20 protein-coding genes are annotated in these 23,844 nt (G+C 71.4%); 11 read left to right on the top strand and 9 right to left on the bottom strand.

All coding sequences use genetic code 11. The features are described from left to right. Positions 1-13: 13 nt before the first annotated feature. Entirely contained in the window at positions 14-394 is a 381-nt protein-coding gene (locus ACH4DZ_RS16265; RefSeq protein WP_398287720.1) for an SH3 domain-containing protein, read from the bottom strand. 167 nt (positions 395-561) lie between these two features. On the opposite strand from ACH4DZ_RS16265, the gene ACH4DZ_RS16260 reads away from it, so the two are divergent. Further along, positions 562-2,934, top strand: a complete 2,373-nt coding sequence (locus ACH4DZ_RS16260; RefSeq protein ID WP_398287719.1) for a serine/threonine-protein kinase — start codon at positions 562-564, stop codon at positions 2,932-2,934. 154 nt (positions 2,935-3,088) lie between these two features. On the opposite strand, the gene ilvD is transcribed toward ACH4DZ_RS16260, so the two are convergent. From ilvD to ACH4DZ_RS16240, 4 genes are all read right to left on the bottom strand, one after another. Continuing rightward, on the bottom strand, positions 3,089-4,942 hold the full coding sequence (ilvD, locus tag ACH4DZ_RS16255) for a dihydroxy-acid dehydratase (RefSeq protein ID WP_398287718.1): 1,854 nt from the start codon (positions 4,940-4,942) through the stop codon (positions 3,089-3,091). Between the two features lie 270 nt (positions 4,943-5,212). Beyond that, positions 5,213-5,827, bottom strand: coding sequence for a TetR family transcriptional regulator (locus ACH4DZ_RS16250; RefSeq protein WP_398287717.1), 615 nt, complete (start codon positions 5,825-5,827; stop codon positions 5,213-5,215). After that, on the bottom strand, positions 5,824-6,648 hold the full coding sequence (locus ACH4DZ_RS16245) for a sugar phosphate isomerase/epimerase family protein (protein ID WP_398287716.1): 825 nt from the start codon (positions 6,646-6,648) through the stop codon (positions 5,824-5,826). Before ACH4DZ_RS16245 ends, ACH4DZ_RS16250 begins: the two co-directional genes overlap by 4 nt. Positions 6,649-6,826: 178 nt before the next feature. Then, positions 6,827-7,762 carry a Ppx/GppA family phosphatase gene (locus ACH4DZ_RS16240; RefSeq protein ID WP_398287715.1) on the bottom strand — a complete coding sequence of 312 codons (936 nt, stop codon included), beginning with the start codon at positions 7,760-7,762 and terminating at the stop codon, positions 6,827-6,829. A gap of 149 nt (positions 7,763-7,911) precedes the next feature. Here ACH4DZ_RS16240 and ACH4DZ_RS16235 point away from each other — a divergent pair, with 149 nt between their 5' ends. Continuing rightward, entirely contained in the window at positions 7,912-8,784 is an 873-nt protein-coding gene (locus tag ACH4DZ_RS16235; protein WP_398287770.1) for a hypothetical protein, read from the top strand. Positions 8,785-8,949: 165 nt separating this feature from the next. Here ACH4DZ_RS16235 and ACH4DZ_RS16230 read toward each other — a convergent pair whose 3' ends face one another. After that, positions 8,950-10,998 carry a hypothetical protein gene (locus ACH4DZ_RS16230; protein WP_398287714.1) on the bottom strand — a complete coding sequence of 683 codons (2,049 nt, stop codon included), beginning with the start codon at positions 10,996-10,998 and terminating at the stop codon, positions 8,950-8,952. Between the two features lie 232 nt (positions 10,999-11,230). Here ACH4DZ_RS16230 and radA point away from each other — a divergent pair, with 232 nt between their 5' ends. Continuing rightward, positions 11,231-12,640: a DNA repair protein RadA gene (radA, locus tag ACH4DZ_RS16225; RefSeq protein WP_398287713.1), complete on the top strand. Its 1,410-nt coding sequence runs from the start codon at positions 11,231-11,233 to the stop codon at positions 12,638-12,640. A 70-nt stretch (positions 12,641-12,710) separates the two neighbouring features. Next, positions 12,711-13,835, top strand: coding sequence for a DNA integrity scanning diadenylate cyclase DisA (gene disA, locus ACH4DZ_RS16220; protein WP_398287711.1), 1,125 nt, complete (start codon positions 12,711-12,713; stop codon positions 13,833-13,835). Positions 13,836-14,214: 379 nt separating this feature from the next. Here disA and ACH4DZ_RS16215 read toward each other — a convergent pair whose 3' ends face one another. Further along, a complete protein-coding gene (locus ACH4DZ_RS16215; protein WP_398287710.1) occupies positions 14,215-15,045 on the bottom strand; it encodes a hypothetical protein in 831 nt (276 codons plus the stop codon). A gap of 213 nt (positions 15,046-15,258) precedes the next feature. Here ACH4DZ_RS16215 and ACH4DZ_RS16210 point away from each other — a divergent pair, with 213 nt between their 5' ends. The 6 genes from ACH4DZ_RS16210 (at position 15,259) to cseC (ending at position 20,054) form a co-directional block, all read left to right on the top strand. Continuing rightward, the gene (locus ACH4DZ_RS16210; RefSeq protein WP_398287709.1) at positions 15,259-16,188 is read left to right on the top strand and encodes an A/G-specific adenine glycosylase; all 930 of its coding nucleotides are present in this window, start codon (positions 15,259-15,261) and stop codon (positions 16,186-16,188) included. Between the two features lie 257 nt (positions 16,189-16,445). Continuing rightward, positions 16,446-17,072, top strand: coding sequence for a SigE family RNA polymerase sigma factor (locus ACH4DZ_RS16205; RefSeq protein WP_398287708.1), 627 nt, complete (start codon positions 16,446-16,448; stop codon positions 17,070-17,072). Positions 17,073-17,110: 38 nt separating this feature from the next. After that, positions 17,111-17,722 (top strand): hypothetical protein, encoded by a 612-nt coding sequence (locus ACH4DZ_RS16200; protein ID WP_398287707.1) that lies wholly within the window; start codon positions 17,111-17,113, stop codon positions 17,720-17,722. A gap of 97 nt (positions 17,723-17,819) precedes the next feature. Next, entirely contained in the window at positions 17,820-18,551 is a 732-nt protein-coding gene (gene cseB / locus ACH4DZ_RS16195) for a two-component system response regulator CseB (RefSeq protein WP_398287706.1), read from the top strand. Between the two features lie 61 nt (positions 18,552-18,612). After that, entirely contained in the window at positions 18,613-18,756 is a 144-nt protein-coding gene (locus tag ACH4DZ_RS16190) for a hypothetical protein (RefSeq protein ID WP_398287705.1), read from the top strand. After that, positions 18,756-20,054 carry a two-component system sensor histidine kinase CseC gene (gene cseC / locus ACH4DZ_RS16185; RefSeq protein WP_398287704.1) on the top strand — a complete coding sequence of 433 codons (1,299 nt, stop codon included), beginning with the start codon at positions 18,756-18,758 and terminating at the stop codon, positions 20,052-20,054. The genes ACH4DZ_RS16190 and cseC overlap by 1 nt, the downstream gene beginning before the upstream one ends. A gap of 379 nt (positions 20,055-20,433) precedes the next feature. Here the strand turns inward: cseC and ACH4DZ_RS16180 are convergent, their stop codons facing one another. Beyond that, a complete protein-coding gene (locus ACH4DZ_RS16180) occupies positions 20,434-22,005 on the bottom strand; it encodes an MDR family MFS transporter (protein WP_398287702.1) in 1,572 nt (523 codons plus the stop codon). A gap of 402 nt (positions 22,006-22,407) precedes the next feature. Here ACH4DZ_RS16180 and ACH4DZ_RS16175 point away from each other — a divergent pair, with 402 nt between their 5' ends. Beyond that, complete coding sequence (locus ACH4DZ_RS16175) at positions 22,408-22,992, top strand: TetR/AcrR family transcriptional regulator (protein ID WP_398287701.1); 585 nt, start codon at positions 22,408-22,410, stop codon at positions 22,990-22,992. Positions 22,993-23,066: 74 nt separating this feature from the next. On the opposite strand, the gene ACH4DZ_RS16170 is transcribed toward ACH4DZ_RS16175, so the two are convergent. After that, entirely contained in the window at positions 23,067-23,768 is a 702-nt protein-coding gene (locus tag ACH4DZ_RS16170) for a M23 family metallopeptidase (RefSeq protein WP_398287699.1), read from the bottom strand. Positions 23,769-23,844 lie beyond the last annotated feature (76 nt).

Raw genomic sequence — 23,844 nt, 5'->3', positions numbered from 1 at the left:
CAGGCGTCAGGCGTCAGGCGCAGCGCGATGCCACGTACCCGTCGCTTCCCGTGCGCACGTACGCGTCGGATACGTACTCCCCGACCTCGATGTTGTCCCAGATCTTCGTCGTCCCGTAGGGGCCGCTGATCGTCTCCCCCGGGCGCTGGCAGAAGATCGGGACCCTGGCGCCCGGCGCCAGGGTGCGGATCAGGCGGTACTGGGTGCCGGGGCCGCTGCGGACGTTCAGGGTGGAGCCGGGGGCGATCGAGTAGAGCGTCTGTGCCGCGACCGCCGCGGCTGCCTCGGCGCTCGCCGTCTCCACAGCCGCTTCGGTCACTTCGGTCACTTCAGCTGCCTCAGCCACTTCGGTCACTTCGGTCACTTCGGCTTCTCTTACTTCTTCAACAGCCATGTGTGTCTCCCCGTTGGATGTGGTGCACGCGTTGTCTCGAATGTGGTGTCTCGAAACACTGTCTTTGTTTTGTGCACGCGGAGGCTAGCAAGCCGCGTGGGCCTCGAACGAACCATCGACTAGGCTCCGTGCGTCGCGCGTGCGTACGCAATTCACGGGGGTGGACGATGCCGCCAAGACGCATCGCCGGATCGGATGCCGAAGCGGAACTTCCCGAGTACGCAGGGCAGTACCGCCTTGAGTCACGCCTCGGCTCGGGCGGCATGGGCGTGGTCCATCTGGCCCGCTCGGCGTCGGGACTGCGGCTCGCGGTGAAGGTCATCAACGTCGAGTTCGCCAGGGACCCCGAGTTCAGAGGGCGTTTCAAGCAGGAGGTGGCGGCGGCACGGCGGGTCAGCGGTGCGTTCACCGCGCCGGTCGTGGACGCAGACCCCGAGGCGGACCGGCCCTGGATGGCCACTCTGTTCATACCGGGACCGACGCTCGCGGAGCATGTGAAGCGGAACGGTTCCCTGTCGTCGGCGCAGTTGCGTCAGGTGATGGCCGGGCTCGCCGAAGCCTTGCGCGACATCCACCGTGCCGGTGTGGTGCACCGCGATCTCAAGCCGAGCAACGTCCTCCTCGCCGAGGACGGCCCCAAGGTCATCGACTTCGGCATCTCGCGCCCGTCGGACAGCGAACTGCGCACGGAGACCGGCAAGTTGATCGGCACTCCGCCCTTCATGGCTCCCGAGCAGTTCCGCCGCCCGCGCGAGGTGGGACCGGCCGCCGACATCTTCGCGCTCGGGTCCGTGCTGGTGCACGCGGCGACCGGGCGCGGGCCCTTCGACTCCGACAGCCCCTATGTCGTGGCCTACCAGGTCGTGCATGACGAACCGGATCTGACGGACGTCCCCGACGACCTGTCTCCGCTGATCGCCCGCTGCCTCGCCAAGGAACCCGACGAACGGCCGACACCCGACGAGCTCATGGCCGAACTGCGGCATGTCTCGTCCCTCTACGACACGCAGGCGTTCATCCCGGCGCAGCGCACGGCGGAGGGACCGGCGGAGGGACCGGCGGAGGCATCGGAGGGATCGGAGGGATCCGCGGGAGCCGTGGCCGACTCCCGCGACCGTACGACTCACGTGCGCGGCAAGCGGCGTATGCCGACGGGGTCCGACGGCGACGGCAGCCGCCGGGGTGGTGGCGGCGACGCCGGGTCCCACGACTCGGATTCAGGTACGGGTGCAGGTGCGGGTGCAGGTGCGGGTGCGGGTTCGTCCTCGGTACGTTCCCGGCGCCGGGGCCTGCTGACCGTCGCGCTCGGTGGCGTGGTCGTGCTCGCGGTCGGTGGCGCGCTGCTGGCCGGCCTGCCGGGCGACGACGGTTCCGGACGGCGGCCGGGCTCCGCGTCGGATGGCGCGGGCGGGTCCGCCGGTGAGGCGTTCCGGCCGTGGGTCACGAAGGTGGGCACGGGCCGGGAGGGCATGGCCAAGTGCACGTACGGCGATGGAACCCTGCTCTGTGCCGGTCCCGGCGTGCTCGCCGGCGCCCTCGGTCCGCGGGACGGAAAGGCGCGGTGGACGCGTTCGGCGAAGACCGGGGAGGACAGCTCGGTCTCCGCGCCCGTCCTGTCCGGGGGCCTCGTGCACGCGGTGACCGCGGACGGCGGGCAGTTGGTCGCACTCGACCCCGGCACGGGCAGGACCCGCTGGAAGCTGAACACCTCGGTGTACGGGGGCGGTGCGCAGTACGCGGGCGACACCGTTCTGCTGACCTCGGGCGACGGCACGGTCACCGGCATCGACGGGAAGACCGGGGAGCGGCTCTGGCACGGCCGCCCGGCCGACGGGGCCCAGCCCGCCTTCGCGTACTTCGGCGGCGAACTCGCGTACGCGACGACACTGACGTCCGACGGTACGGGCACGCGGGTGATCGCGGTGGATCCACGGACCGGGGACGTGCGCTGGCGACACCGCCTCGACGGGCTGCTCACTCCGGTCGGCACGCGGAAGGGCACCCTCTGGCTCACCGCGAAGAACGCGTCCCAGGAGACGCGGAGCATCGTCGGCTACACGCCGGGCAGCGCGTCGGACAGTGTGTCGGGCGGCGCGTCGGACGGCACATCGGGCGGCACATCGGGCGGCGCGTCGGGCGGGGAAAAGGAACAGCGGATTCCGCTCGATCTCCCGCTTCCGTCGGCCTCGGCCGCCCTGCACGGCGACGCGGTCTACTTACTGGCCGCGGGAGGTGCGCTGGTGGCCGTCGACATCGAGGCCGGCAAGCAGCGCTGGCATCGTGAGACCTCGGTCAGCAGGGCCTCGGCGCCGACCGCCGACGACCGGAACGTGTACGTCAGCGCCCCTGACGGCCGGTTGCTCGCGGCCGATGTCCGCACCGGCGAACTCGTGGGCCAGACCCCCACCCGGCTCGGCGACGACGGCGAACGGGTCGTGGCCGAGGTGCTCGCGCCCATGGTCGTGGGCGACCGGGTCTACGCGAGCGCGCCCGACGGCAGCGTCTTCGCCGTGGACGCCCGCAGGCCGGCCGACTGGTGAGCCGAGTGCTCGACCGAGTGGTGGGCCGAGTGGTGGGCCGCAAGGGCGGCGGGCCTGTCCTGTGAACAGCGAACCCGCCCGGTGATGAGGACCGGGCGGGTTCGGATGCGCGGGAAGTGCGGGAGCGGGCGGGAGAGAGCGAGAGGTCGTCGGGCTAGCCGAGCATCGAGACGTCCCGGACCGCGCCCCTGTCCGCGCTGGTCGCCATCGCGGCGTACGCGCGCAGGGCGGCCGAGACCTTGCGCTCGCGGGCGACCGGGGCGTACACGCCCTTGAGGGCCTCGCGGCGCTCGGCCAGTTCCTCGTCGGAGACCAGCAGCTCGATGCTGCGGTTCGGGATGTCGATGCGGATGCGGTCGCCGTCCCGGACGAGGGCGATCGTGCCGCCGGACGCCGCCTCGGGCGAGGCGTGGCCGATGGACAGGCCCGAGGTGCCGCCGGAGAAGCGGCCGTCGGTGATCAGGGCGCAGGTCTTGCCGAGGCCGCGGCCCTTCAGGAACGACGTCGGGTAGAGCATCTCCTGCATGCCGGGGCCGCCCCTGGGGCCCTCGTAGCGGATGACGACGACGTCGCCGTGCGTGATCTCCTTCTTGAGGATCTTGTCGACGGCCTCCTCCTGCGACTCGCAGACGACCGCCGGGCCCTCGAAGGTCCAGATCGACTCGTCCACGCCGGCGGTTTTCACGACACAGCCGTCGACGGCGAGGTTGCCCTTCAGGACCGCGAGTCCGCCGTCCTTGGAGTACGCGTGTTCCGCCGAGTGGATGCAGCCGTTCTCCGCGTCCTCGTCGAGGGCCGCCCAACGCTCGGACTGGGAGAAGGCCGTGGAGGAGCGGACGCCGCCGGGCGCCGCGTACCACAGCTCCACGGCCTTCGGGGAGGGGGAGCCGCCGCGGACGTCCCAGGTCTTCAGCCAGTCGGCGAGGGACGGGCTGTGCACCGAGTGCACGTCCTCGTTCAGGAGGCCCGCGCGGTGGAGTTCGCCGAGCAGGGCGGGGATGCCGCCGGCCCGGTGCACGTCCTCCATGTAGTACGTCCGGCCGTTCGCCACGTTCGGGGCGACCTTGGCGAGGCACGGCACGCGGCGCGAGACCGCGTTGATCTCGTCCAGGCCGAACGGGACGCCCGCCTCCTCGGCGGCGGCCAGCAGGTGCAGGATCGTGTTGGTCGAGCCGCCCATGGCGATGTCGAGGGCCATGGCGTTCTCGAAGGCCGCGAGCGTGGCCACATTGCGCGGCAGGACCGACTCGTCGTCCTGCTCGTAGTAGCGCCGGGTGACGTCCATGACCGTGCGCGCCGCGTCCTCGTACAGGCCTTTGCGGGCCGTGTGCGTGGCGAGGACCGAGCCGTTGCCGGGGAGGGAGAGGCCGATGGCCTCGGTCAGGCAGTTCATGGAGTTGGCCGTGAACATGCCGGAACACGAACCGCAGGTCGGACAGGCGTTCTCCTCGATACGGAGGATGTCCTCGTCCGAGATCTTGTCGTTCACGGCGTCGGAGATCGCGTCGACCAGGTCGAGCGTACGGACCGAGCCGTCGACCAGCGTGGCGCGGCCGGACTCCATGGGGCCGCCGGAGACGAAGACCGTCGGGATGTTCAGGCGCAGGGCCGCCATGAGCATGCCGGGCGTGATCTTGTCGCAGTTCGAGATGCAGATCAGGGCGTCGGCGCAGTGGGCCTCCACCATGTACTCCACGCTGTCCGCGATCAGGTCGCGGGAGGGGAGGCTGTAGAGCATGCCTCCGTGGCCCATCGCGATGCCGTCGTCGACGGCGATCGTGTTGAACTCGCGCGGGATGCCGCCGGCGGCCGTGATGGCCTCGCTCACGATCCGGCCGACCGGCTGGAGGTGGGTGTGGCCGGGCACGAACTCCGTGAAGGAGTTGGCGACCGCGACGATCGGCTTACGGCCGATGTCCGCGCCCGGTACACCGGAGGCGCGCATAAGGGCGCGGGCGCCCGCCATGTTGCGTCCGTGGGTGACTGTGCGGGACCTCAGCTCGGGCATGGCCGCTCGCTCCTTCGGAGAGTGTTGACTGCTGTCGAGCGTACGCCGGGCATCCAGGGTTCGGACGTGGTGTCCGGTATGCGGGATTGCTGTCTCGGGGTTTGGGGGAGCGCGGGGCGCTCGGCGCGGGCTGCGGTTCGGGGGCGGGGCGCTGGGCGTGGAGGTTTCGGGTGCGGGGCGCATGTGGCTGGTCGCGCAGTTCCCCGCGCCCCTGACGGGCGCCCCTGCTGGGCATCCGTGCTGAGCGCCCTCTGAAAAGGTGCGCCGCGTTCACGGGGCTGTCAGGTGGGACTGGATCACCGGGGAGACCCGGGTGATGATCTGTTCCGGGGCGGCGGAGGCGAGGGGTTCCACCTTGATCACGTAACGCAGCATCGCGATGCCCACGAGTTGCGCGGCGGCCAGTTCGGCGCGCAGTTCGGCGTCCGGGAGGTCCAGCTGGAGGGCGACGCGGCGCAGCAGCTGGGTGGAGATCAGCCGGCGGAAGACCCCTGCCGCGGTCTCGTTGTTCACGGCGGAGCGGACGATCGCGAGCAGGGCCTTGCGGGTGGCCGGGTTCTCCCAGACGCCGAAGAAGAAGCGGGCCAGCCGTTCGCCCACACCGTCGAGGGGGCCCTCGCCGATCGAGCCGGGCGCGCTGAGGAGGGGGCCGATGGCGACCTCGATGGACGCCTCGAAAACCTGCTCCTTCGTACCGAAGTAGTGATGTACGAGCGCCGCGTCCACGTCCGCCGCCTTCGCGATGGCGCGCATGGAGGTCTTCTCGAAGCCCCGTTCCGCGAACTCCTCGCGGGCCGCGGCCAGGATGCGGTCACGGGCCGCGGGGGTGTCCTGCGAGTCCGTACGGGAGGGGCGTCCCCGCCTGCGCGGTGCCGCGGCGGTCATGAACGCGGGACCCGGGCCGCCGAGGCCAGGTGAAGGCGGGTGAAGGCGAGGGCTTCCGCCAGGTCGGCCTCGCGCTCGGCGCTCGACATGGCCCGGCGGGTGTTGACCTCGATGACGACGTGGCCGTCGTAGCCGGACAGGGCGAGGCGTTCGAGCAGCTCGGCGCAGGGCTGGGTGCCGCGGCCGGGGACCAGGTGCTCGTCCTTGATGGAGCCGCTGCCGTCGGCGAGGTGGACATGGCCGAGGCGGTCGCTCATGCGGTCGATCATCTGGAGCGCGTCCGTGCGGGCCGTCGCCGTGTGGCTCAGATCGATCGTGAAGTGCCGGTAGTCGTCCTTCGTCACGTCCCAGTCGGGTGCGTAGGCGAGCATCTCGCGATCGCGGTAGCGCCAGGGGTACATGTTTTCGACGGCGAATCGTACGTCCGTCTCGTTGGCCATCTGCCAGATTCCGGTGACGAAGTCACGGGAGTACTGGCGCTGCCAGCGGAACGGGGGGTGTACGACGACCGTGCTCGCCCCGAGCTTCTCGGCTGCCGCCCGGGCGCGCTGCAGTTTGATCCACGGGTCGGTGGACCAGACGCGCTGGGTGATGAGCAGACAGGGGGCGTGTACGGCCAGGATCGGGATGCGGTGGTAGTCGCTGAGGCGGCGCAGGGCTTCGATGTCCTGGCTGACCGGGTCGGTCCACACCATGACCTCGACGCCGTCGTAGCCGAGGCGTGCGGCGATCTCGAAGGCCGTCGCTGTCGACTCCGGATAGACGGAGGCCGTGGACAGGGCGACCTTCGCATCCGGGATGCGCACGACTGGTTCTGCCACGGGGACAGGTTACGGGGTGGGTCCGTCAGGTGTGGCGGGGCGGGGTTGTTTGGCCGGGGGCCGTCGGTTCAGGGGGGGGAGGGTGGGCGCGGGGGTGGGGGCCGGGGTGGGGGCCGGGGTGGGGTCGTACGTCGGGTGGCCGGCCGTGGAGGGTTGCTCGCGCCGTTCCTCGCGCCCCTTAGGGGGTCGGGGGCATCTGGTCCAGGGAGCGGAGGATTACGCCCTCTCGGAGTGCCCAGGGGCAGATGTCCACTGTTTCCACTCCGAAGAGGTCCATCGCGCCCTCGGCCACCATCGCGCCGGCGAGGAGCTGGCCGGCGCGGCCCTCAGAGACTCCGGGGAGTTCCGCGCGTTCGGCGGTCGTCATGGCGGCCAGGCGCGGGACCCAGTCCTCCAGGGACCGGCGCTTGAGCTCGCGCTGGACGTACAGCCCGTCGACCGAGCGGGCGGCACCCGCGAGCCGGGCGAGCTGCTTGAAGGTCTTGGAGGTGGCGACCACGTGGTCGGGGGCGCCGAACCGGCTGAACTCCCCGACCGTACGGGCGATCTGGGCCCGCACATGGCGGCGCAGGGCCTTTATGTCCGCCGGGTCCGCCGGGTCGGTCAGCAGCCAGCCCGCGGTCAGCCGGCCCGCGCCCAGCGGCAGCGAGGCAGTCGCGTCGGGCTCCTCGTCTATCCCGTACGCGATCTCCAGCGACCCGCCGCCGATGTCCAGGACGAGCAGTTTCCCGGCCGACCAGCCGAACCAGCGGCGGGCGGCGAGGAAGGTGAGCCGGGCCTCCTCCGCGCCGGTGAGGACCTGGAGCTCCACACCGGTCTCCTCACGCACCCGGGCCAGCACCTCGTCGGCGTTGCTGGCCTCACGCACCGCGGAGGTCGCGAACGGCAGCAGATCCTCGACGCCCTTGTCCTCGGCGGCCTCCAGCGCCTCCTGGATGACGGCGACCAGTTTGTCGACGCCCTCGGAGTCGATCGCGCCGCTGTCGTCCAGAAGTTGGGCGAGCCGCAGCTCCGCCTTGTGCGAATGCGCGGGCAGCGGGCGCGCGCCGGGGTGCGCGTCCACCACCAGCAGGTGCACCGTGTTCGAACCCACGTCCAGGACACCGAGTCTCATGTACGGCACGCTACTGCGCCCGGGCCGCTCGGCCGTCCCCAGAGTGGTCGTGAGCGACTTACTCTGGACTGGTGCCAAAGACGAAAAAGGCGAAGAGCGACAAATCGGCCAAGGGTTCCGTCGCAGGGTCCGCAGACGACTCGCTTCCGGTGAAGACGTCCGGGTCCACGACGACCGAGAAGACGGCGCGGGCGGAGAGGCCCGGAAAGCTTCCGAAGGCTCCGAAGGAGGCCCTGAAGGCCCCGAAGGCTCCAAAGGTGCCGAAGGGCGACGAGAAGGGGCTCGACTTCGCGCGTGCGTGGGTGGAGTTCCCTGATCCGGCCGACGACGAGCAGATCTTCCGCTGCGATCTGACATGGCTGACCTCTCGCTGGAACTGCATCTTCGGAAGCGGCTGCCAGGGGATCCAGGCGGGCCGGGCGGACGACGGCTGCTGCACGCTGGGCGCGCACTTCTCGGACGAGGACGACGAGAAGCGCGTGGCCGGTCACGTGGCGAGGCTCACTCCGGAGATCTGGCAGCACCACGACGTGGGGACCGTGACCGGCTGGGTCTCGCAGGACGAGGACGGGGACCGGCAGACGCGCCCGTACCAGGGGTCCTGCATCTTCCAGAACCGGCCCGGTTTCGCCGGTGGCATGGGCTGTTCGCTGCACATCCTGGCCGTCAAGGAGGGCCGCGAGCCCCTGGAGACCAAGCCGGACGTCTGCTGGCAGCTGCCGGTGCGGCGTACGTACGAGTGGATCGACCGGCCCGACGACACGCGGGTGCTGCAGGTCTCGATCGGCGAGTACGACCGCCGCGGGTGGGGTCCGGGCGGGCACGACCTGCACTGGTGGTGCACGTCGGCGACGTCCGCCCACGGCGCGGGCGACCCGGTCTATGTCTCGTACCGCCCGGAACTGATCGAACTGATGGGCAAGTCGGGTTACGACCGCCTGGTGGACCTGTGCGAGGAACGGCTGGCCTCCCAGCTCCCCCTCCTGGCCCCGCACCCGGCGGACCCACCCCGCCTCCCGTAAGGGACAACCCCCGCCCCCCGCAAGGGGCGCGGGGAACTGCGCGACCAGCCACGACGGACCCGCAGCTGGCCTCCGGACCCGAAGCCCACACCCCCCAAGGGGCGCGAGGAACTGCGCGACCGGCCACAACGGACCCGCAGCCGGCCTCCGGACCCGCGGAAGCGTTCAACTCTGCGACGGACGTGGCTCACCGCTGCCACCAGCGGGGCCACCGGTCGCCGGCGCGGAACCTCCGGAGGATTCCGGCGGAGGCTCCGGCTCCGGGTCCGACGGCCCCGGCCCACTGGGCGTCGGATCCGGCCCGGGATCGGACGGCCCCGGTCCGGACGGCGTCGGCTCGGGATCGGGCCCGGGATCCGATGGCCCAGGCCCGGGACCAGGGCCGGGCCCGGGGCCCGGTCCAGGATCCGACGGCCCGGGCCCGCTCGGCACAGACGGATCCGGCCGCGGCCCCGGCCGCGTGGGCCCCGCGGTCCCGTAACCGCCGATCGTGACCACCGCCCCCGCCGGCCCGACCGCCACCCGCGCGCTCCACGCCCCGATCGGCTCACGCAGATGATCGACGTACACCTTGATCGTCAGTGACTCCCCCGGTTCCAGCGTCCCCGCCGACTGGCTCAGGTAGAGCCAGGACGCCTCGGTCCGCGCCGACCAGCGGACCGCTGAACCGCCGGTCGCCGTGAGGGTGATCAGTGTCGTGTCACCGGTGGAGTGGGCCGCGACGGAGAGCCCGCCCTGCTGCCCCGGTGCCACGCTGACGACCTCCACGGAGACGTCGGACGAGCCGCTGCGTGGGGTGAAGCGGGAGCCGTGCCGCGTCCTGGCGTTGCCCGCGTTCTCGTAGCCGGGTGCCTTGTCGCCGAGTTCCTCGGGGCCCTGCGCCTCGTTCGCGGTGACCGGCCGGCCGTCGGTGCCCTCGCCGATGAGGGGCGCCCCCCGGTAGGCCGCCCACAGGGCGAGCACGGGGGCCGCCACGACGGTGGCGACGACCGTGGTCGTGACGGCACGCGCGCGCAGCCGGTCACGGCGGGCCGCGTGGTCCTTGGGGTCCATCGGAAAACCGCGCCGGTCGAAGCGCGGACCGCCGCCACGCGCGCGTGGGAGACGCGTCATCGCCTTGTGGAGGGCCGCGCGCGGGGCTTCGAGTACGGGCAGCGCGGCGGGCGTGACGCTGGTGCCGGGCCAGGATCCGGGGCCCGCGCGCTCGGCGGTCCGGCGGCAGCGCGGGCAGTCGTCGACGTGTCGGACCAGTTCGCGGCGCAGGGCCGCGCCGAGGACGAGGTGGTTGTCGCCGGTGAGCCGGGCCACGCCCGGGCAGGTACCGGTCTCGACGACGGCCAGGGCCGCGCGCGTGCGCTCGACCTCGCAGGCGCCCGCGGCGAGGAGCTCCCGGGCGGACACCGGGTCGGTGCCGAGGACGGCGGCGACCTCGTGCGCGGCGAGCTGGTGGCGCACGGCGAGTTCGAGCGCCTCACGCTGCTCGGGCGTCGTTCCGGCGGCCTCGGGCCAGGCCAGCAGGGCGAGTTCACGCCGGCGCCGGTCCTTCTCGGCGTCGGAGAGGAGATCGGCGATGCGATCGCCGCCTCGGTCGCTGTCCCGTTCACCGACGCGCCCGCTGACGCGCTCGCCGCCTCGGTCGCCGGTGCGGTCACCGGCGCGTTCGCCGGCCCGGCCGCCGGCCCGCTCGCCGGCGCGGTCGCCCGTACGCCCCGGGCCCGCGGAAGACGTGCCGCGGGCGGCGGCATGGGCGCCCTTGGACCGGGCCTCCGCATGAGGGCCGGCCGTGCCACCCTCCGCGCGCGGGTTCGGCCGGTCCTGCGCGTGCGGGCCGGAGGAACGGCCGTCCGAGCCGGCGGCGCCGCCCTCGGACCGGCCCGACGCGTGGGCACCGTGCCGCCGCTGCCTGGCCTCGGCGAGCTTGCGCAGGCAGGACCAGCGGGCGAGCGCGTACAGCCAGGCCCTGCGGTCGTCGGGCGTCTCGCGGCCACGATGGCCGCGGCGCTCGGCGACCGCGAGGACGTCGCCGAGGGCGGCGGTCGCCGTGTCGTGGTCGCACAGCACGGACAGGCAGTAGGTGAACAGGCCGTCCAGGTAGGGCTCGTAACGGGACGGCGGGCACTGCGCCACCGTGCGCGCCGCTGCCCGGTCGCGCGCCTCGCGGTGCGCCCGGTGTGCGCCGGTGGTGCGGGTCGAGGTCTCGGGACTGCTGCTCATCACCCGTGCGACCGTAGGTGCCTTGTGGCGGGCCCTTCTCCCTGCTTGAGCACATTTAATCCATACGGGTGAAACGATCCCTCAAATGAGGGCGGGAGCCCGGTATTCCGTGTCGTGTCCCTGTCGCACCCATACGGAAACTCGGCCGGTTTGCGAAGGGTGCCCCGTTATCGGCAGTGGATGCCGACAGGCCGTCACGGCTCTGTCAGTGGCGGCGGTTACGGTTCGTGTCATGGCTGCCCGTACGAAGACCGCGAAGGACCGGCCGTCCTACCGCTGCACCGAGTGCGGCTGGCAGACGGCCAAGTGGCTCGGCCGCTGCTCCGAGTGCCAGGCCTGGGGGACGGTCGAGGAGTACGGCGCGCCCGCGGTGCGTACGACGGCCCCCGGCCGCGTCACCACGAACGCGCTGCCCATCGGCCAGGTCGACGGCCGGCAGGCGACCGCCCGCTCGACCGGTGTGCCCGAGCTGGACCGCGTGCTCGGCGGCGGCCTCGTACCGGGCGCGGTGGTGCTCGTGGCGGGCGAGCCGGGCGTCGGCAAGTCGACGCTGCTGCTGGACGTGGCGGCGAAGGCGGCGAGCGACGAGCACCGCACGCTCTACATCACGGGTGAGGAGTCGGCGAGCCAGGTCCGGCTGCGCGCCGACCGCATCAAGGCGATCGACGACAACCTCTTCCTGGCGGCGGAGACCGATCTGTCGGCGGTCCTCGGGCACCTGGACGCGGTGAAGCCGTCCCTGCTCATCGTCGACTCCGTACAGACGGTGGCCTCTCCGGAGATCGACGGGGCCCCAGGAGGCATGTCGCAGGTCCGCGAGGTGGCCGGGGCCCTGATCCGCGCCTCCAAGGACCGCGGCATGGCCACCCTCCTGGTCGGCCATGTCACCAAGGACGGCGCCATCGCGGGACCGCGTCTCCTGGAGCACCTGGTGGACGTCGTCCTGAGCTTCGAGGGCGACCGGCACGCGCGCCTGCGACTCGTACGAGGCGTCAAGAACCGGTACGGCACCACGGACGAGGTCGGCTGCTTCGAGCTGCACGACGAAGGGATCACCGGGCTCACCGACCCCTCCGGTCTGTTCCTCACGCGCCGGGCCGAGCCCGTCCCCGGCACCTGTCTGACCGTCACCCTCGAAGGCCGCCGCCCGCTGGTGGCCGAGGTGCAGGCGCTCACCGTGGACACCCAGATCCCCACTCCGCGGCGTACGACCTCCGGTCTGGAGACCTCCAGGGTCCAGATGATGCTCGCCGTCCTGGAGCAGCGCGGCCGGATCAGCGCCCTCGGAAAGCGGGACATCTACACCGCGACGGTCGGTGGCGTGAAACTGTCCGAGCCCGCCGCGGACCTCGCGATCGCGCTCGCGCTGGCCAGTGCGGCGAGCGACACCCCGCTCCCGCAGAACCTCGTCGCGATCGGTGAGGTGGGGCTCGCGGGCGAGGTCAGACGGGTCACGGGCGTTCAGCGCAGACTCGCCGAGGCCCACCGTCTCGGCTTCACCCACGCCCTTGTTCCGAGCGACCCGGGCAAGATCCCTCCCGGTATGAAGGTCCTGGAAGTCGCCGACATGGGGGACGCGCTCCGGGTCCTCCCGAGGTCGCGTCGGCGAGACGCCCCACGGGACGAGGAAGAGCGCCGGTAGACTTTGCCCAGGTCTCGCCCGTCCGTACGAACCGAGGGCGCCCTCAAAAGCCTGCGACCGGAGGAGTGCAGTGGCAGCCAACGACCGGGCAGCAGTTTCCGGCAAGACCGGCGGGAGTTCCGGCACCGATGGCCTGATGCGCACGGCTCTCAGCGCTGTGGCACCCGGCACAGGGCTGCGTGACGGCCTGGAGCGCATCCTCCGCGGCAACACCGGCGGGCTCATCGTGCTCGGCTGGGACAAGACCGTCGAGGCGATGTGCAGTGGTGGATTCGTGCTGGACGTCGAGTTCACCGCGACGCGGCTGCGCGAGCTGTGCAAGCTCGACGGCGGCATCATCGTCGACAAGGACATCACCAAGATCCTGCGGGCCGGCGTGCAGCTGGTCCCCGACCCGACCATTCCCACCGAGGAGACGGGCACGCGGCACCGCACGGCGGACCGGGTGAGCAAGCAGGTCGGTTTCCCCGTCGTCTCCGTCTCCCAGTCCATGCGCCTGATCGCGCTGTACGTGGACGGGCAGCGGCGGGTCCTGGAGGACTCGGCCGCGATCCTCTCCCGCGCGAACCAGGCGCTGGCCACGCTGGAGCGGTACAAGCTCCGGCTCGACGAGGTCGCGGGCACGCTGTCCGCGCTGGAGATCGAGGACCTGGTCACCGTCCGGGACGTGTCGGCGGTGGCGCAGCGTCTGGAGATGGTGCGCCGGATCGCCACGGAGATCGCCGAGTACGTGGTGGAGCTGGGTACGGACGGGCGGTTGCTCTCCCTTCAGCTGGACGAGCTGATCGCCGGGGTCGAGCCCGAGCGGGAGCTCGTCGTGCGGGACTATGTGCCCGAGCCGACGGCGAAGCGGTCCCGCACGGTGGATGAGGCGCTGTTCGAGCTGAACGCGCTCAGTCATGCCGAGCTGCTCGAAATGCCTACCGTGGCGCGGGCGTTGGGGTACACCGGGTCGCCCGAGGCGCTCGACTCCGCGGTGTCGCCGCGCGGGTTCCGGCTGCTGGCGAAGGTGCCGCGGCTGCCCGGCGCGATCATCGACCGGCTGGTCGAGCACTTCGGCGGGCTGCAGAAGCTGCTCGCCGCGAGCGTGGACGACCTGCAGACCGTGGACGGGGTCGGGGAGGCGCGGGCGCGGAGCGTTCGGGAGGGGCTTTCGCGGTTGGCGGAGTCGTCGATCCTTGAGCGATACGTGTAGCCGTCCGGCGGTTTGACGTTGCCCCTCAGGGGCTGGGGTCGGCTGCCGGGTGCGGGCCCGGCGGGGGCTTGTCGCGCAGTTCCCCGCGCCCCCAAAGGACGGCGTCCATACGCCGACCCCCTGCCTCTAGGGGCGCGGGGAACGGCGCGAACGACCCCCACCGGGCCCGCACCCCAAAGCCGAGCGCAGACGGTAGTTCGTCGGGTACCGGCCGGTGGGGGCCACTCGCGCCGCTCCCCGCGCCCCTGAAAGCAAAAAGCACGGGGCCGACGTGCGATGGCGTCGCTGCCCCGCACCCCGCCGTCTTAGGGGCGCGAGGAACTGCGCGACAAGCCCCCACCGGACCCGCACCCGAAAGCCGAGCGCAGACGGTTCGTTGTCAGTCCTTCTTCAGGACGAAGGAGGTCTGGGACTTCGGAAGGCCCGCGGGCTTCGCTTCGACCAAGTACGTGCCGGGGCCGGCCGAGAGGGCCGGCGGAGTCGCGCACTGCGGCGCGCTCGCCTTGCGGTTCCATTCGACCGTGCGGATGACCTGGTCGTTCGCCGGGATGCGGAACAGGACGCTCGCCGCACCCGTCGGGCAGTCCGCCGAGGACCAGATCTCGTCGTCGCCCTTCGCCTGAGTGATCGTCAGTACCGCGCTCTTCGGACCGAGATCGAGCTTGCAGTCGCTGCCCGAGGAGTTCTTCGCGAGGAGTTCGAAGGTGGGCTTCTCGTCGGGCGTGTACGAGTTGTGAACACTGCGCAGCGTCAACTTCACCGAGTCGGGCGTGCAGTTGGGAAGGCTGGAGCCGGCCGGAACCGTGTCGCCCGAGCCACCGCCACCCTCGCCGTCGTCCGCGCCGCCACCGCCGGAACCGGAGCCCGAACCCGAACCGGCCCCGCCCGCGGCGGAACCACCCGACCCGCCCGACCCGCCGGAGCCCTCCGAGCCTCCCGAACCTTCGGAGCCGCCGTCGCTCGACTCGTCGCGCCCGCCCGGCGCTTGGCTGATCGCGGACTCCGAGTCCGAGGGGCCGGGCGTGATCGACGCGGTGGGGTTCTTGCCGTTGGACCCGTCGGCGTCGTGATTGCCTCCGCCTCCGCCGTCGGAGGTCACCACCCAGGTGACCAACAGGGCCATCACGGCGAACATGGACGCCAGAATGGCCCTCCGTCGCCAGTAGATGGAGGAGGGAAGCGGCCCGACCGGATTGCGCAGAGATCCCACGGCGCAAACTGTACGAGAGATCGGGGAGTTCACTGTCCCCACCCGCCGTCAACGGCCCCAACTTTTTCCGATCATCAGCCCGGGACGACCCCGGGGAGCGGTCTCAGGGGCGCGGGGAACCGCGCGACACGCCCCCACCGACCCGCGGACAACACACGAGGCACCCCGCCCAAACCCCCACACGCGCCACCGCATGGAACAATCGGCCGTGCCATGACTGCGCCCACGAAACCCACGATCCCCGCCCAGGCCGACACACCCGAATCCGTCGGCGACGACCTGCACGCCCCCGTCATCGACTGGTTCGAGGAGAACGCTCGCGACCTCCCGTGGCGGCGGCCCGACGCGGGCCCGTGGGGGGTGATGGTCAGCGAGTTCATGCTGCAGCAGACACCGGTGAGCCGCGTGCTCCCCGTCTACGAGCAGTGGATGGCCCGCTGGCCGCGGCCCGCCGATCTCGCCGAGGACACGCCGGGCGAGGCCGTCCGCGCCTGGGGCCGCCTCGGCTACCCCCGCCGCGCCCTGCGCCTGCACGGCGCCGCGGTCGCCATAACGGAGCGGCACGACGGCGACGTACCCACGGAGCACGCGCAGCTGCTCGCGCTGCCCGGCATCGGCGAGTACACGGCCGCGGCGGTGGCCTCGTTCGCGTACGGGCAGCGGCACGCCGTCCTCGACACGAACGTGCGGCGCGTGTTCGCGCGGGCCGTCACCGGGACCCAGTACCCGCCGAACGCCACGACCGCCGCCGAACGAAAGCTCGCCCGCACGCTCCTGCCCGACGACGAGCGCACGGCCGCGCTCTGGGCCGCCGCGTCCATGGAGCTCGGCGCCGTCGTCTGCACGGCGAAGAACGAGACGTGCGTACGCTGCCCGATCGCCGCCCTGTGCACCTGGCGGCTGGCCGGGAAGCCCGCGTACGAGGGACCGCCGCGGCGCGGGCAGACCTACGCGGGTACGGACCGGCAGGTGCGCGGCCGGCTGCTCGCCGTGCTGCGCGAGGCGGTCACCCCCGTCCCCCAGTCGGCCCTCGACCGTGTCTGGGACGAACCGGTGCAACGGGCCCGCGCCCTGGACGGACTGGTCGCCGACGGACTCGTCGAACCGCTCGCCGGCGCTCTGTACCGGCTCCCGCAGAGCTGACCCACAGGCTTCACCGAGCCCGGTAACAGAGTCGCGGCGGGCAAAACGCCCCGTACCCGTCCCAGTCGACACCTCGTCTTACCCGGGCCCTACTTCCGTTACACAACCTATGGACAGCCGAGCGCTTGTCGCATGCTCGCTCGGACAACCCCGTGACAACAGCTCCGTAACTTCAGTGCCGTACCGCGGACCAGCGGTACGGCAGGCAACGGACACCCGGCAGCAACCAGGCCGGAACGGGGACGGAGGCGGTTGAAATGGCGCACGGCGAGGTGCTCGAATTCGAGGAGTACGTACGCACTCGGCAGGACGCGTTGCTGCGCAGCGCACGCCGCCTGGTCCCCGACCCCGTCGACGCCCAGGACCTCCTGCAGACCGCGCTGGTACGGACGTACGGACGCTGGGACGGCATCGCGGACAAGCGCCTCGCCGACGCCTATCTGCGCCGCGTCATGATCAACACGCGTACGGAGTGGTGGCGGGCCCGCAAGCTGGAGGAGGTCCCCACCGAGCAGCTGCCGGACGCGAGCGTGGACGACTCCACCGAGCAGCACGCGGACCGCGCACTCCTGATGGACATCATGAAGGTGCTGGCTCCCAAGCAGCGCAGCGTCGTCGTGCTGCGACACTGGGAGCAGATGTCCACGGAGGAGACGGCCGCCGCCCTCGGTATGTCGGCCGGCACGGTCAAGAGCACACTGCACCGGGCACTCGCCCGGCTCCGCGAGGAGCTGGAGCGCCGGGCCCGTGACGAGAACGACGTGCACAGCGAAGTGATCAGCGACGGAAACAACGACCGGAACAACGGCCGGGACAACGACCGGAACGGCAAGCTCGGTGTACGCGTGCCGGGGCGTGAGGAGCGGGAGCGTTGCGCGGCCTAGACCCAGCGGCTCCACGGGCCCGTGAGGTCCGGAAGGCGGTGGTCACGGCAGCGGCCGGACTCGCCGCCCTCGGCCTTTCCGTGTCCGCCTGCGGTACGGGTGGCACCGGCGCCCGGGACGAGGGCCCGGCCCTCTCCGACTCGGCCGCCGGGAGCGCCCGGGACGTGACCCCCTCCGTCTCGGCCCCGACTCCGGCCACTCCCGACCGGGTGGACGCGGTACGTCTCGTCAGGGCCGATCCCGGGGTCAGTACGGCGGTCAAGCGCGACCTGAAGCCGTGTGTCGGCGACGAGTACCCGGTCGACGTGTCGTACGGCAACCTCACCGGCGGTTCCGCGGCCGACGTCGTGATCAACGTGATGACCTGCGGGGACGCGGTCGGCGTCGGCTCGTACGTGTACCGCGAGCAGGGCGACGAGTACAAGAACGTCTTCCGCGCCGAGGAACCCCCCGTGTACGCGGAGATCGACCGGGGCGACCTGGTGATCACCCAGCAGGTGTACGAGAAGGACGACTCGGTGACGTATCCGTCCGGCGAGGAAGTGATCACGTACCACTGGACGGCGACCCGCTTCACCGAGCGGGCCAGGACGCACAACGACTACAGCAAGGTGGTGGGCGGCGAGTCGGCGGCCCCCACCGACCAGTAGTCCCGCACCGCGCGATCGCGTCATCGCACAAGCAGAAGCAGAAACAGAAGCAAGCACGAGCAATGGCCCGACAGACCGAGAAAACGAGAGCACCCGGATGGCAGAGCAGACCCATGTCCTGTTCGTCGAGGACGACGACGTCATCCGCGAGGCCACCCAACTCGCGCTGGAACGCGACGGCTTCGTGGTCACCGCCATGCCCGACGGGCTGTCGGGGCTGGAGGCGTTCCGCGCGAACCGGCCCGACATCGCGCTCCTCGACGTGATGGTGCCGGGCCTCGACGGGGTGTCGCTGTGCCGCCGGATCCGCGACGAGTCGACCGTCCCCGTGATCATGCTGTCGGCCCGCGCCGACTCCATCGACGTCGTCCTGGGCCTGGAGGCGGGCGCCGACGACTACGTGACCAAGCCCTTCGACGGGGCCGTGCTGGTCGCACGCATCCGGGCGGTGCTGCGGCGCTTCGGACACGCGAGCGGGCCGCGCTCCGCCGACGGGAGCGACGGTACGTCGGCCGAGCACGGCGGGGGTGTGCTGACCTTCGGCACGGGCTCCGGTTCCGGCGAGCTGGAGATCGACACGGAGGGCATGGAGGTGCGCAGGGGCGGTGCCCCGGTGTCACTGACGCCCACCGAGATGCGGCTGCTGCTGGAGTTCTCGTCCTCGCCCGGTACGGTCCTGTCGCGCGACAAGCTTCTGGAGCGGGTGTGGGACTACGGCTGGGGCGGTGACACCCGGGTCGTGGACGTCCATGTGCAGCGGCTGCGCACGAAGATCGGCCAGGACCGGATCGAGACGGTCCGCGGCTTCGGCTACAAGTTGAAGGCCTGAGCGGAGCGGACGATGCGGGGGACGAGCGGCGATCCGGCCGACGGGCAAGGTGGGTTCGGCGATGACGGGAACGGGCGCGGGCAGGGCCGTACGCGTGGGCACGGTGGGCGGGGCGCGGACGGAGAGGGACACGGGCGGGTCGTCCGGGCCGGGCGCGTCGTTCGGGCCGGTGCGGCCGGGCGGCGCGAGAGACTCGGGCGCCTGATGCCGCGTACGGGGATCAGATGGAAGCTGAGCGCCGCCATCGCGGCGGTCGGAGCGCTGGTGGCCGTCGCGCTGAGCCTGGTCGTGCACAACGCCGCCCGGGTCTCGATGCTCGACAACGCGCGCGACCTCGCCGACGAGCGCGTCCAGATCGCGCAGCGCAACTACGAGGCGTCCGGGCGGCCGAACTTCCCCGGCGTCAGGATCGACGACCCCGCCCTGCCGAAGGACCTGCTGGCGAAGGCGACGGCCGGGCGCCGGGCGACCTATGTGACGGAGCACTCCGACGGCGTGCCCGACATCTGGGCGGCCGTTCCGCTCAAGGACGGCCGCATCCTGTCGCTGCACACGAACTTCACCGACCGCAGCACGACCGTCCTGAAGGATCTCGACGAGGCGCTGCTCATCGGTTCGATCGCGGTCGTCTTCGGCGGCTGCGCGCTCGGCGTGCTCATCGGCGGCCAGCTCTCGCGGCGGCTGCGCAAGGCGGCCACGGCGGCCCGCCGCGTCGCACAGGGCGAACCGGATGTGCGCGTACGGGACTCCATCGGCGGGGTCGTGCGCGACGAGACCGACGACCTCGCGCGGGCCGTGGACGCGATGGCGGACGCGTTGCAGCAGCGCATCGAGGCCGAGCGGCGGGTGACCGCCGACATCGCGCACGAGCTGCGCACGCCGGTGACCGGGCTGCTCACCGCGGCCGAGCTGCTGCCGCCGGGGCGCCCGACGGAACTCGTACGGGACCGGGCGCAGGCGATGCGTCAGCTGGTCGAGGACGTGCTGGAGGTGGCCCGGCTGGACAGCGCGAACGAGCGGGCCGAGTTGCAGGACATCCTGCTGGGCGAGTTCGTGACCCGGCGGGTGATCGCGCGGGACCCCGGGATCGTCGTCCGGGTGGTCCACGAGTCGGCGGTCACCACCGACCCGCGCCGCCTGGAGCGGGTCCTCATCAACCTGCTGGTCAACGCCGCCAAGCACGGCAAGCCGCCTATCGAGGTCACCGTCGAGGGACGGGTCATCCGGGTCCGCGACCACGGCCCCGGCTTCCCCGACGCACTGCTCGCCGACGGCCCCAGCCGCTTCCGCACCGGCAGCAGTGACCGGGCGGGGCACGGGCACGGCCTGGGACTCACCATCGCGGCGGGGCAGGCGCGGGTGCTGGGGGCGCGGCTCACTTTCCGCAATGTGCGGGCGGTGGGGGCGGCGGAGGGGGTTCCTGCGGAGGGGGCGGTGGCGGTGCTGTGGCTGCCGGAGCATGCGCCGACGAACACGGGCAGTTACCCAATGCTGCCGGAGTGACCTGCCCCGGGGCTGCCGCCCCCGGCCCCCTTTGTCCTCACGCGCCGGACGGGCTGGAGGGGGGTGGTCTGGCTCCGGCTGCGGCTCCGGCTGCGGCTGCGGCTGCGGGCCGGTGGGGGCTGATCGCGCAGTTCCCCGCGCCCCTGAAAACGGGGCTGCGCCCCTGTTTTCAGGCTGGCCGTGGACTCGACGCCCGCGCATCCACCCCCTCCGGCGCCCCTGTCCAGCCCCTCCGGCGTTTGAGGAGCGGGGGTTCGGGGGCGGAGCCTCTGGGGTGGGGACGGGAATGGGTAGGGGCGGCGGGGGCGGAAAAGGCCCCCGGTCCCGGACACCGTCCGAAACCAGGGGCCGTCAGGCCGAACCGCCGAGTCCTGCGGACTCAGACCGCCTCCATCGCCTTCTCCCCGCCGGAGGCGCCCTCACCAGCCCCCGATCCCGCCCCCCGAAGCGGAACCTCCTTCACGAACACGGCCCCCACCAGCGCGACCACCGCGACAACCGCCCCCAGCAGGAACGCGGAATGCGTCCCGGACGCGACCGCGTGCTGGTACGCCTCCCGCGCGGCCACCGGCAACTTCGCCAGACTCGCCGCATCCAGCTGCGCCGACTGCTCGGTCACCTTGGACCCCAGCGCCCCGGCCCGCTCGGTCATCACGTCCTGGACGCGGTTGTTGAACAGCGCCCCCATGATGGCGACACCGAAGGACGAGCCGAGCGTACGGAACAGCGTGGTGCTGGACGACGCGACGCCCATGTCCTTCATCTCGACGCTGTTCTGCGAGACGAGCATGGTGATCTGCATCAGACAGCCCATGCCCGCACCGACCACGGCCATGTACACACCGGACGTCAGCCTCGACGTGTCGGTGTCCATGAGTGACAGCAGGTACAGCCCCACCACCATCAGCGCACTGCCCACGATCGGGAAGGCCTTGTAACGCCCGGTGCTGGTGGTGACCCGTCCGGCGACCATCGAGGTCACGAGCATCGCGCCGAGCATGGGCAGGAGCAGCAGCCCGGAGTTGGTCGCGGACGCGCCCTGCACCGACTGCTGGTACAGCGGCAGGAACAGCACGGCGCCGAACATCACGAACCCGGCGACGAAGCCGACGACGGACATCAGCGCGAAGTTGCGGCTGCGGAAGATGTGCAGCGGCATGACCGGCGCGGCGGCCTTGGTCTGCACGAACAGGAAGCCGATGAGTGCGGCGACCCCGATGGCGATCAGTTCCATGATCCGGGCGGAGCCCCAGGCGTACTCGGTCCCGCCCCAGGTGGTGACGAGCACGATCGAGGTGATGCCCACGGTGAGCAGCGCGGCGCCCAGATAGTCGATCCGCGCGTCCACCCGCTTCTTGGGCAGATGCAGTACGACACTGATGGCGATCAGGGCTATGACACCGAGCGGCAGGTTGATGTAGAAGGACCAGCGCCAGCCCCAGTTGTCGGTGATGGTGCCGCCGATCAGCGGTCCGCCGATCATGGCGAGGGCCATCACGCCGGCCATCATGCCCTGGTACTTGCCCCGCTCCCGCGGCGGAATCAGGTCACCGATGATCGCCATGACGCCGACCATCAGACCACCCGCGCCGAGTCCCTGGACCGCGCGGAACCCGATGAGCTGGCCCATGTCCTGGGCCATTCCGCTGAGCGCCGACCCGATCAGGAAGAGCACGATCGACGTCATGAAGACGCCCTTGCGCCCGTACATGTCGCCGAGCTTGCCCCAGATCGGGGTGGAGGCGGCGGTCGCGAGCGTGTAGGCGGTGACGACCCACGACAGATGCTCCAGGCCGCCCAGCTCGCCCACGATGGTCGGCATCGCGGTGCCGATGATCATGTTGTCGAGCATCGCGAGCATCATCGCGATCATCAGCGCCATCAGGACGACCCGTACGCTCCTGGGCTGCTTGCCCGCGTCCACGGCGCCCGCGGCATCCGCTGCGTCCACGGCACCCCCGGCGTCCGCTGCCGACGCCGCTACCGACGCCTGGGACGCCGCCGCGGATTTCACCAGCGCGTCCCCCGGCTCAGCCGACTCAACCGACTCGACCGATTTCGCCGACTTCATCGGCTTGATCGGCCTCCGCAGCCTCCTGGGCCTCCCCGACTCGTCCGGAGCCGACCCCGGCACCACGTCCGTCGGTTCCGCCTCATTCGCTGCTCCGGCCGCTCCGGCCGTCCTGGTGTCCGCCACTCTGCCCACTCCCCTGGGTACCGCACTTCACTGCTACTTACTTGCCGACCGGCAAGTTGACTACACTGGGGAAAGTAGACCCGTAACTAGCCGGGCGTCAAGTAAGTTTTTCTTTACCCACGCTGCGGCGTGCGACCAGGACGAGGGGCGGCCACGATGGGCGGCAGCAGGCAGCGGCGGCGCGGAGACACCCGCCAGCGCATCCAGGACGTGGCTGTCGAACTGTTCGCCGAGCAGGGCTACGAGAAGACGTCCCTGCGCGAGATCGCCGAACGGCTGGACGTCACCAAGGCGGCGCTCTACTACCACTTCAAGACCAAGGAAGACATCCTCATCAGCCTCTTCGAGGATCTGACGAGGCCGATGGACGAGCTGATCGAGTGGGGCAAGGACCAGCCGCGCTCCCTCGACACCAAGCAGGAACTCCTGCGCCGGTACAGCCGGGCCCTCACCGACGCGACCCCCCTCTTCCGCTTCATGCAGGAGAACCAGGCGACGGTCCGCGAGCTGAGCATCGGTGAGTCGTTCAAGGACCGCATGGTCAAGTTGCTGGACATCATCAGGGAGCCCGAGGCCCCGCTGACGGACCAGGTCCGCTGTGTGAGCGCGCTGTTCACCATGCACGCCGGGATGTTCGCCCTCAAGGACATGGAAGGCGACCCCGAGGACAAGCGGAAAGCCGTCCTGGAGGTCGCCATCGAACTGGTCACACGGGCACACTCGGGCCCGCACGAGTCCTGAGATCCGTCAGGGACGAGTCATGCGGTCCGTCGGAGACGGATCATGAGGCCGTCAGAGACGGATCCTGAGATCCGTCAGAGGCTGAGCCCCTTGGAGCGCAGGAAGGCGACCGGGTCGACCGCCGAGCCGTAGTTGGCCGTCGTACGGATCTCGAAGTGCAGGTGCGGTCCGCTGGAGTTGCCGGTGTTGCCGGACAGTGCGATCCGCTGGCCGGTCTTCACGACCTGGCCGGCCTTCACGTCGATACGGGACAGGTGCGCGTACTGCGAGTACGTACCGTTGCTGTGCTTGATCACGACGGCGTTGCCGTACGCGGGCCCGTCACCGGCGCCGTTGCCGCCGGTCTTCACGACGGTGCCGCCGTGGGCGGCGACGACCCGGGTGCCGGAGGAGACGGCGAAGTCCTGGCCGGAGTGGGTGGACGACCACAGGTTGCCGGCCTGCGCGAAGCTCGCGGAGAGCTTGTACTTCGCGACCGGGTCGACCCAGGAGGAGGCCTTCTTCGCGGCGGCCGGCTTGGCCGCGGCCTTCTCGGCCGCCGCCTTCTTGGCAGCGGCCGTGCTCTTCGCCTGGGCGGCCTTCGCCTGGGCGGCGGCCTGCTCCTGCACGGAGGCGGCGGCCGCACTCGACAGGGAGACCGCACTCGGCTTGGCGTCCGCGGCGACCGCGACCCCGGCTCCGACGGCGGTCGAGACTCCCAGGCCGAGGGCCAGGACGGCGGCCCGGGCACGGAGCTGGGACGTGCCGGGTATGCGGGACGTGATGCGCTGCGACATGGGGACTACCTCCGGGGGACGGGCAACAACACACCCGGCGCGCTGTCGGTGCGCCGGGCGGGGGTCATCCCTTGGT

The organism is Streptomyces sp. NPDC017991, from assembly GCF_044328075.1.
Taxonomy (GTDB): domain Bacteria; phylum Actinomycetota; class Actinomycetes; order Streptomycetales; family Streptomycetaceae; genus Streptomyces.
Note: the sequence above shows the minus strand (reverse complement) of the source record. Positions and strands in the feature narration are given on the sequence as shown.

Bases quoted from the DNA above. Each gene is read 5' to 3' on its own strand.
- ACH4DZ_RS16230 (WP_398287714.1), bottom strand. From the start codon at position 10,998: ATGAGCAGCAGTCCCGAGACCTCGACCCGCACCACCGGCGCACACCGG.
- ACH4DZ_RS16190 (WP_398287705.1), top strand. From the start codon at position 18,613: ATGACGGGAACGGGCGCGGGCAGGGCCGTACGCGTGGGCACGGTGGGC.
- ACH4DZ_RS16175 (WP_398287701.1), top strand. From the start codon at position 22,408: ATGGGCGGCAGCAGGCAGCGGCGGCGCGGAGACACCCGCCAGCGCATC.
- ACH4DZ_RS16170 (WP_398287699.1), bottom strand. From the start codon at position 23,768: ATGTCGCAGCGCATCACGTCCCGCATACCCGGCACGTCCCAGCTCCGT.
- ACH4DZ_RS16250 (WP_398287717.1), bottom strand. From the start codon at position 5,827: ATGACCGCCGCGGCACCGCGCAGGCGGGGACGCCCCTCCCGTACGGAC.
- ACH4DZ_RS16265 (WP_398287720.1), bottom strand. From the start codon at position 394: ATGGCTGTTGAAGAAGTAAGAGAAGCCGAAGTGACCGAAGTGACCGAA.
- ACH4DZ_RS16205 (WP_398287708.1), top strand. From the start codon at position 16,446: ATGGCGCACGGCGAGGTGCTCGAATTCGAGGAGTACGTACGCACTCGG.
- ACH4DZ_RS16240 (WP_398287715.1), bottom strand. From the start codon at position 7,762: ATGAGACTCGGTGTCCTGGACGTGGGTTCGAACACGGTGCACCTGCTG.
- cseB (WP_398287706.1), top strand. From the start codon at position 17,820: ATGGCAGAGCAGACCCATGTCCTGTTCGTCGAGGACGACGACGTCATC.
- ACH4DZ_RS16260 (WP_398287719.1), top strand. From the start codon at position 562: ATGCCGCCAAGACGCATCGCCGGATCGGATGCCGAAGCGGAACTTCCC.
- radA (WP_398287713.1), top strand. From the start codon at position 11,231: ATGGCTGCCCGTACGAAGACCGCGAAGGACCGGCCGTCCTACCGCTGC.
- ilvD (WP_398287718.1), bottom strand. From the start codon at position 4,942: ATGCCCGAGCTGAGGTCCCGCACAGTCACCCACGGACGCAACATGGCG.
- ACH4DZ_RS16210 (WP_398287709.1), top strand. From the start codon at position 15,259: ATGACTGCGCCCACGAAACCCACGATCCCCGCCCAGGCCGACACACCC.
- cseC (WP_398287704.1), top strand. From the start codon at position 18,756: ATGCCGCGTACGGGGATCAGATGGAAGCTGAGCGCCGCCATCGCGGCG.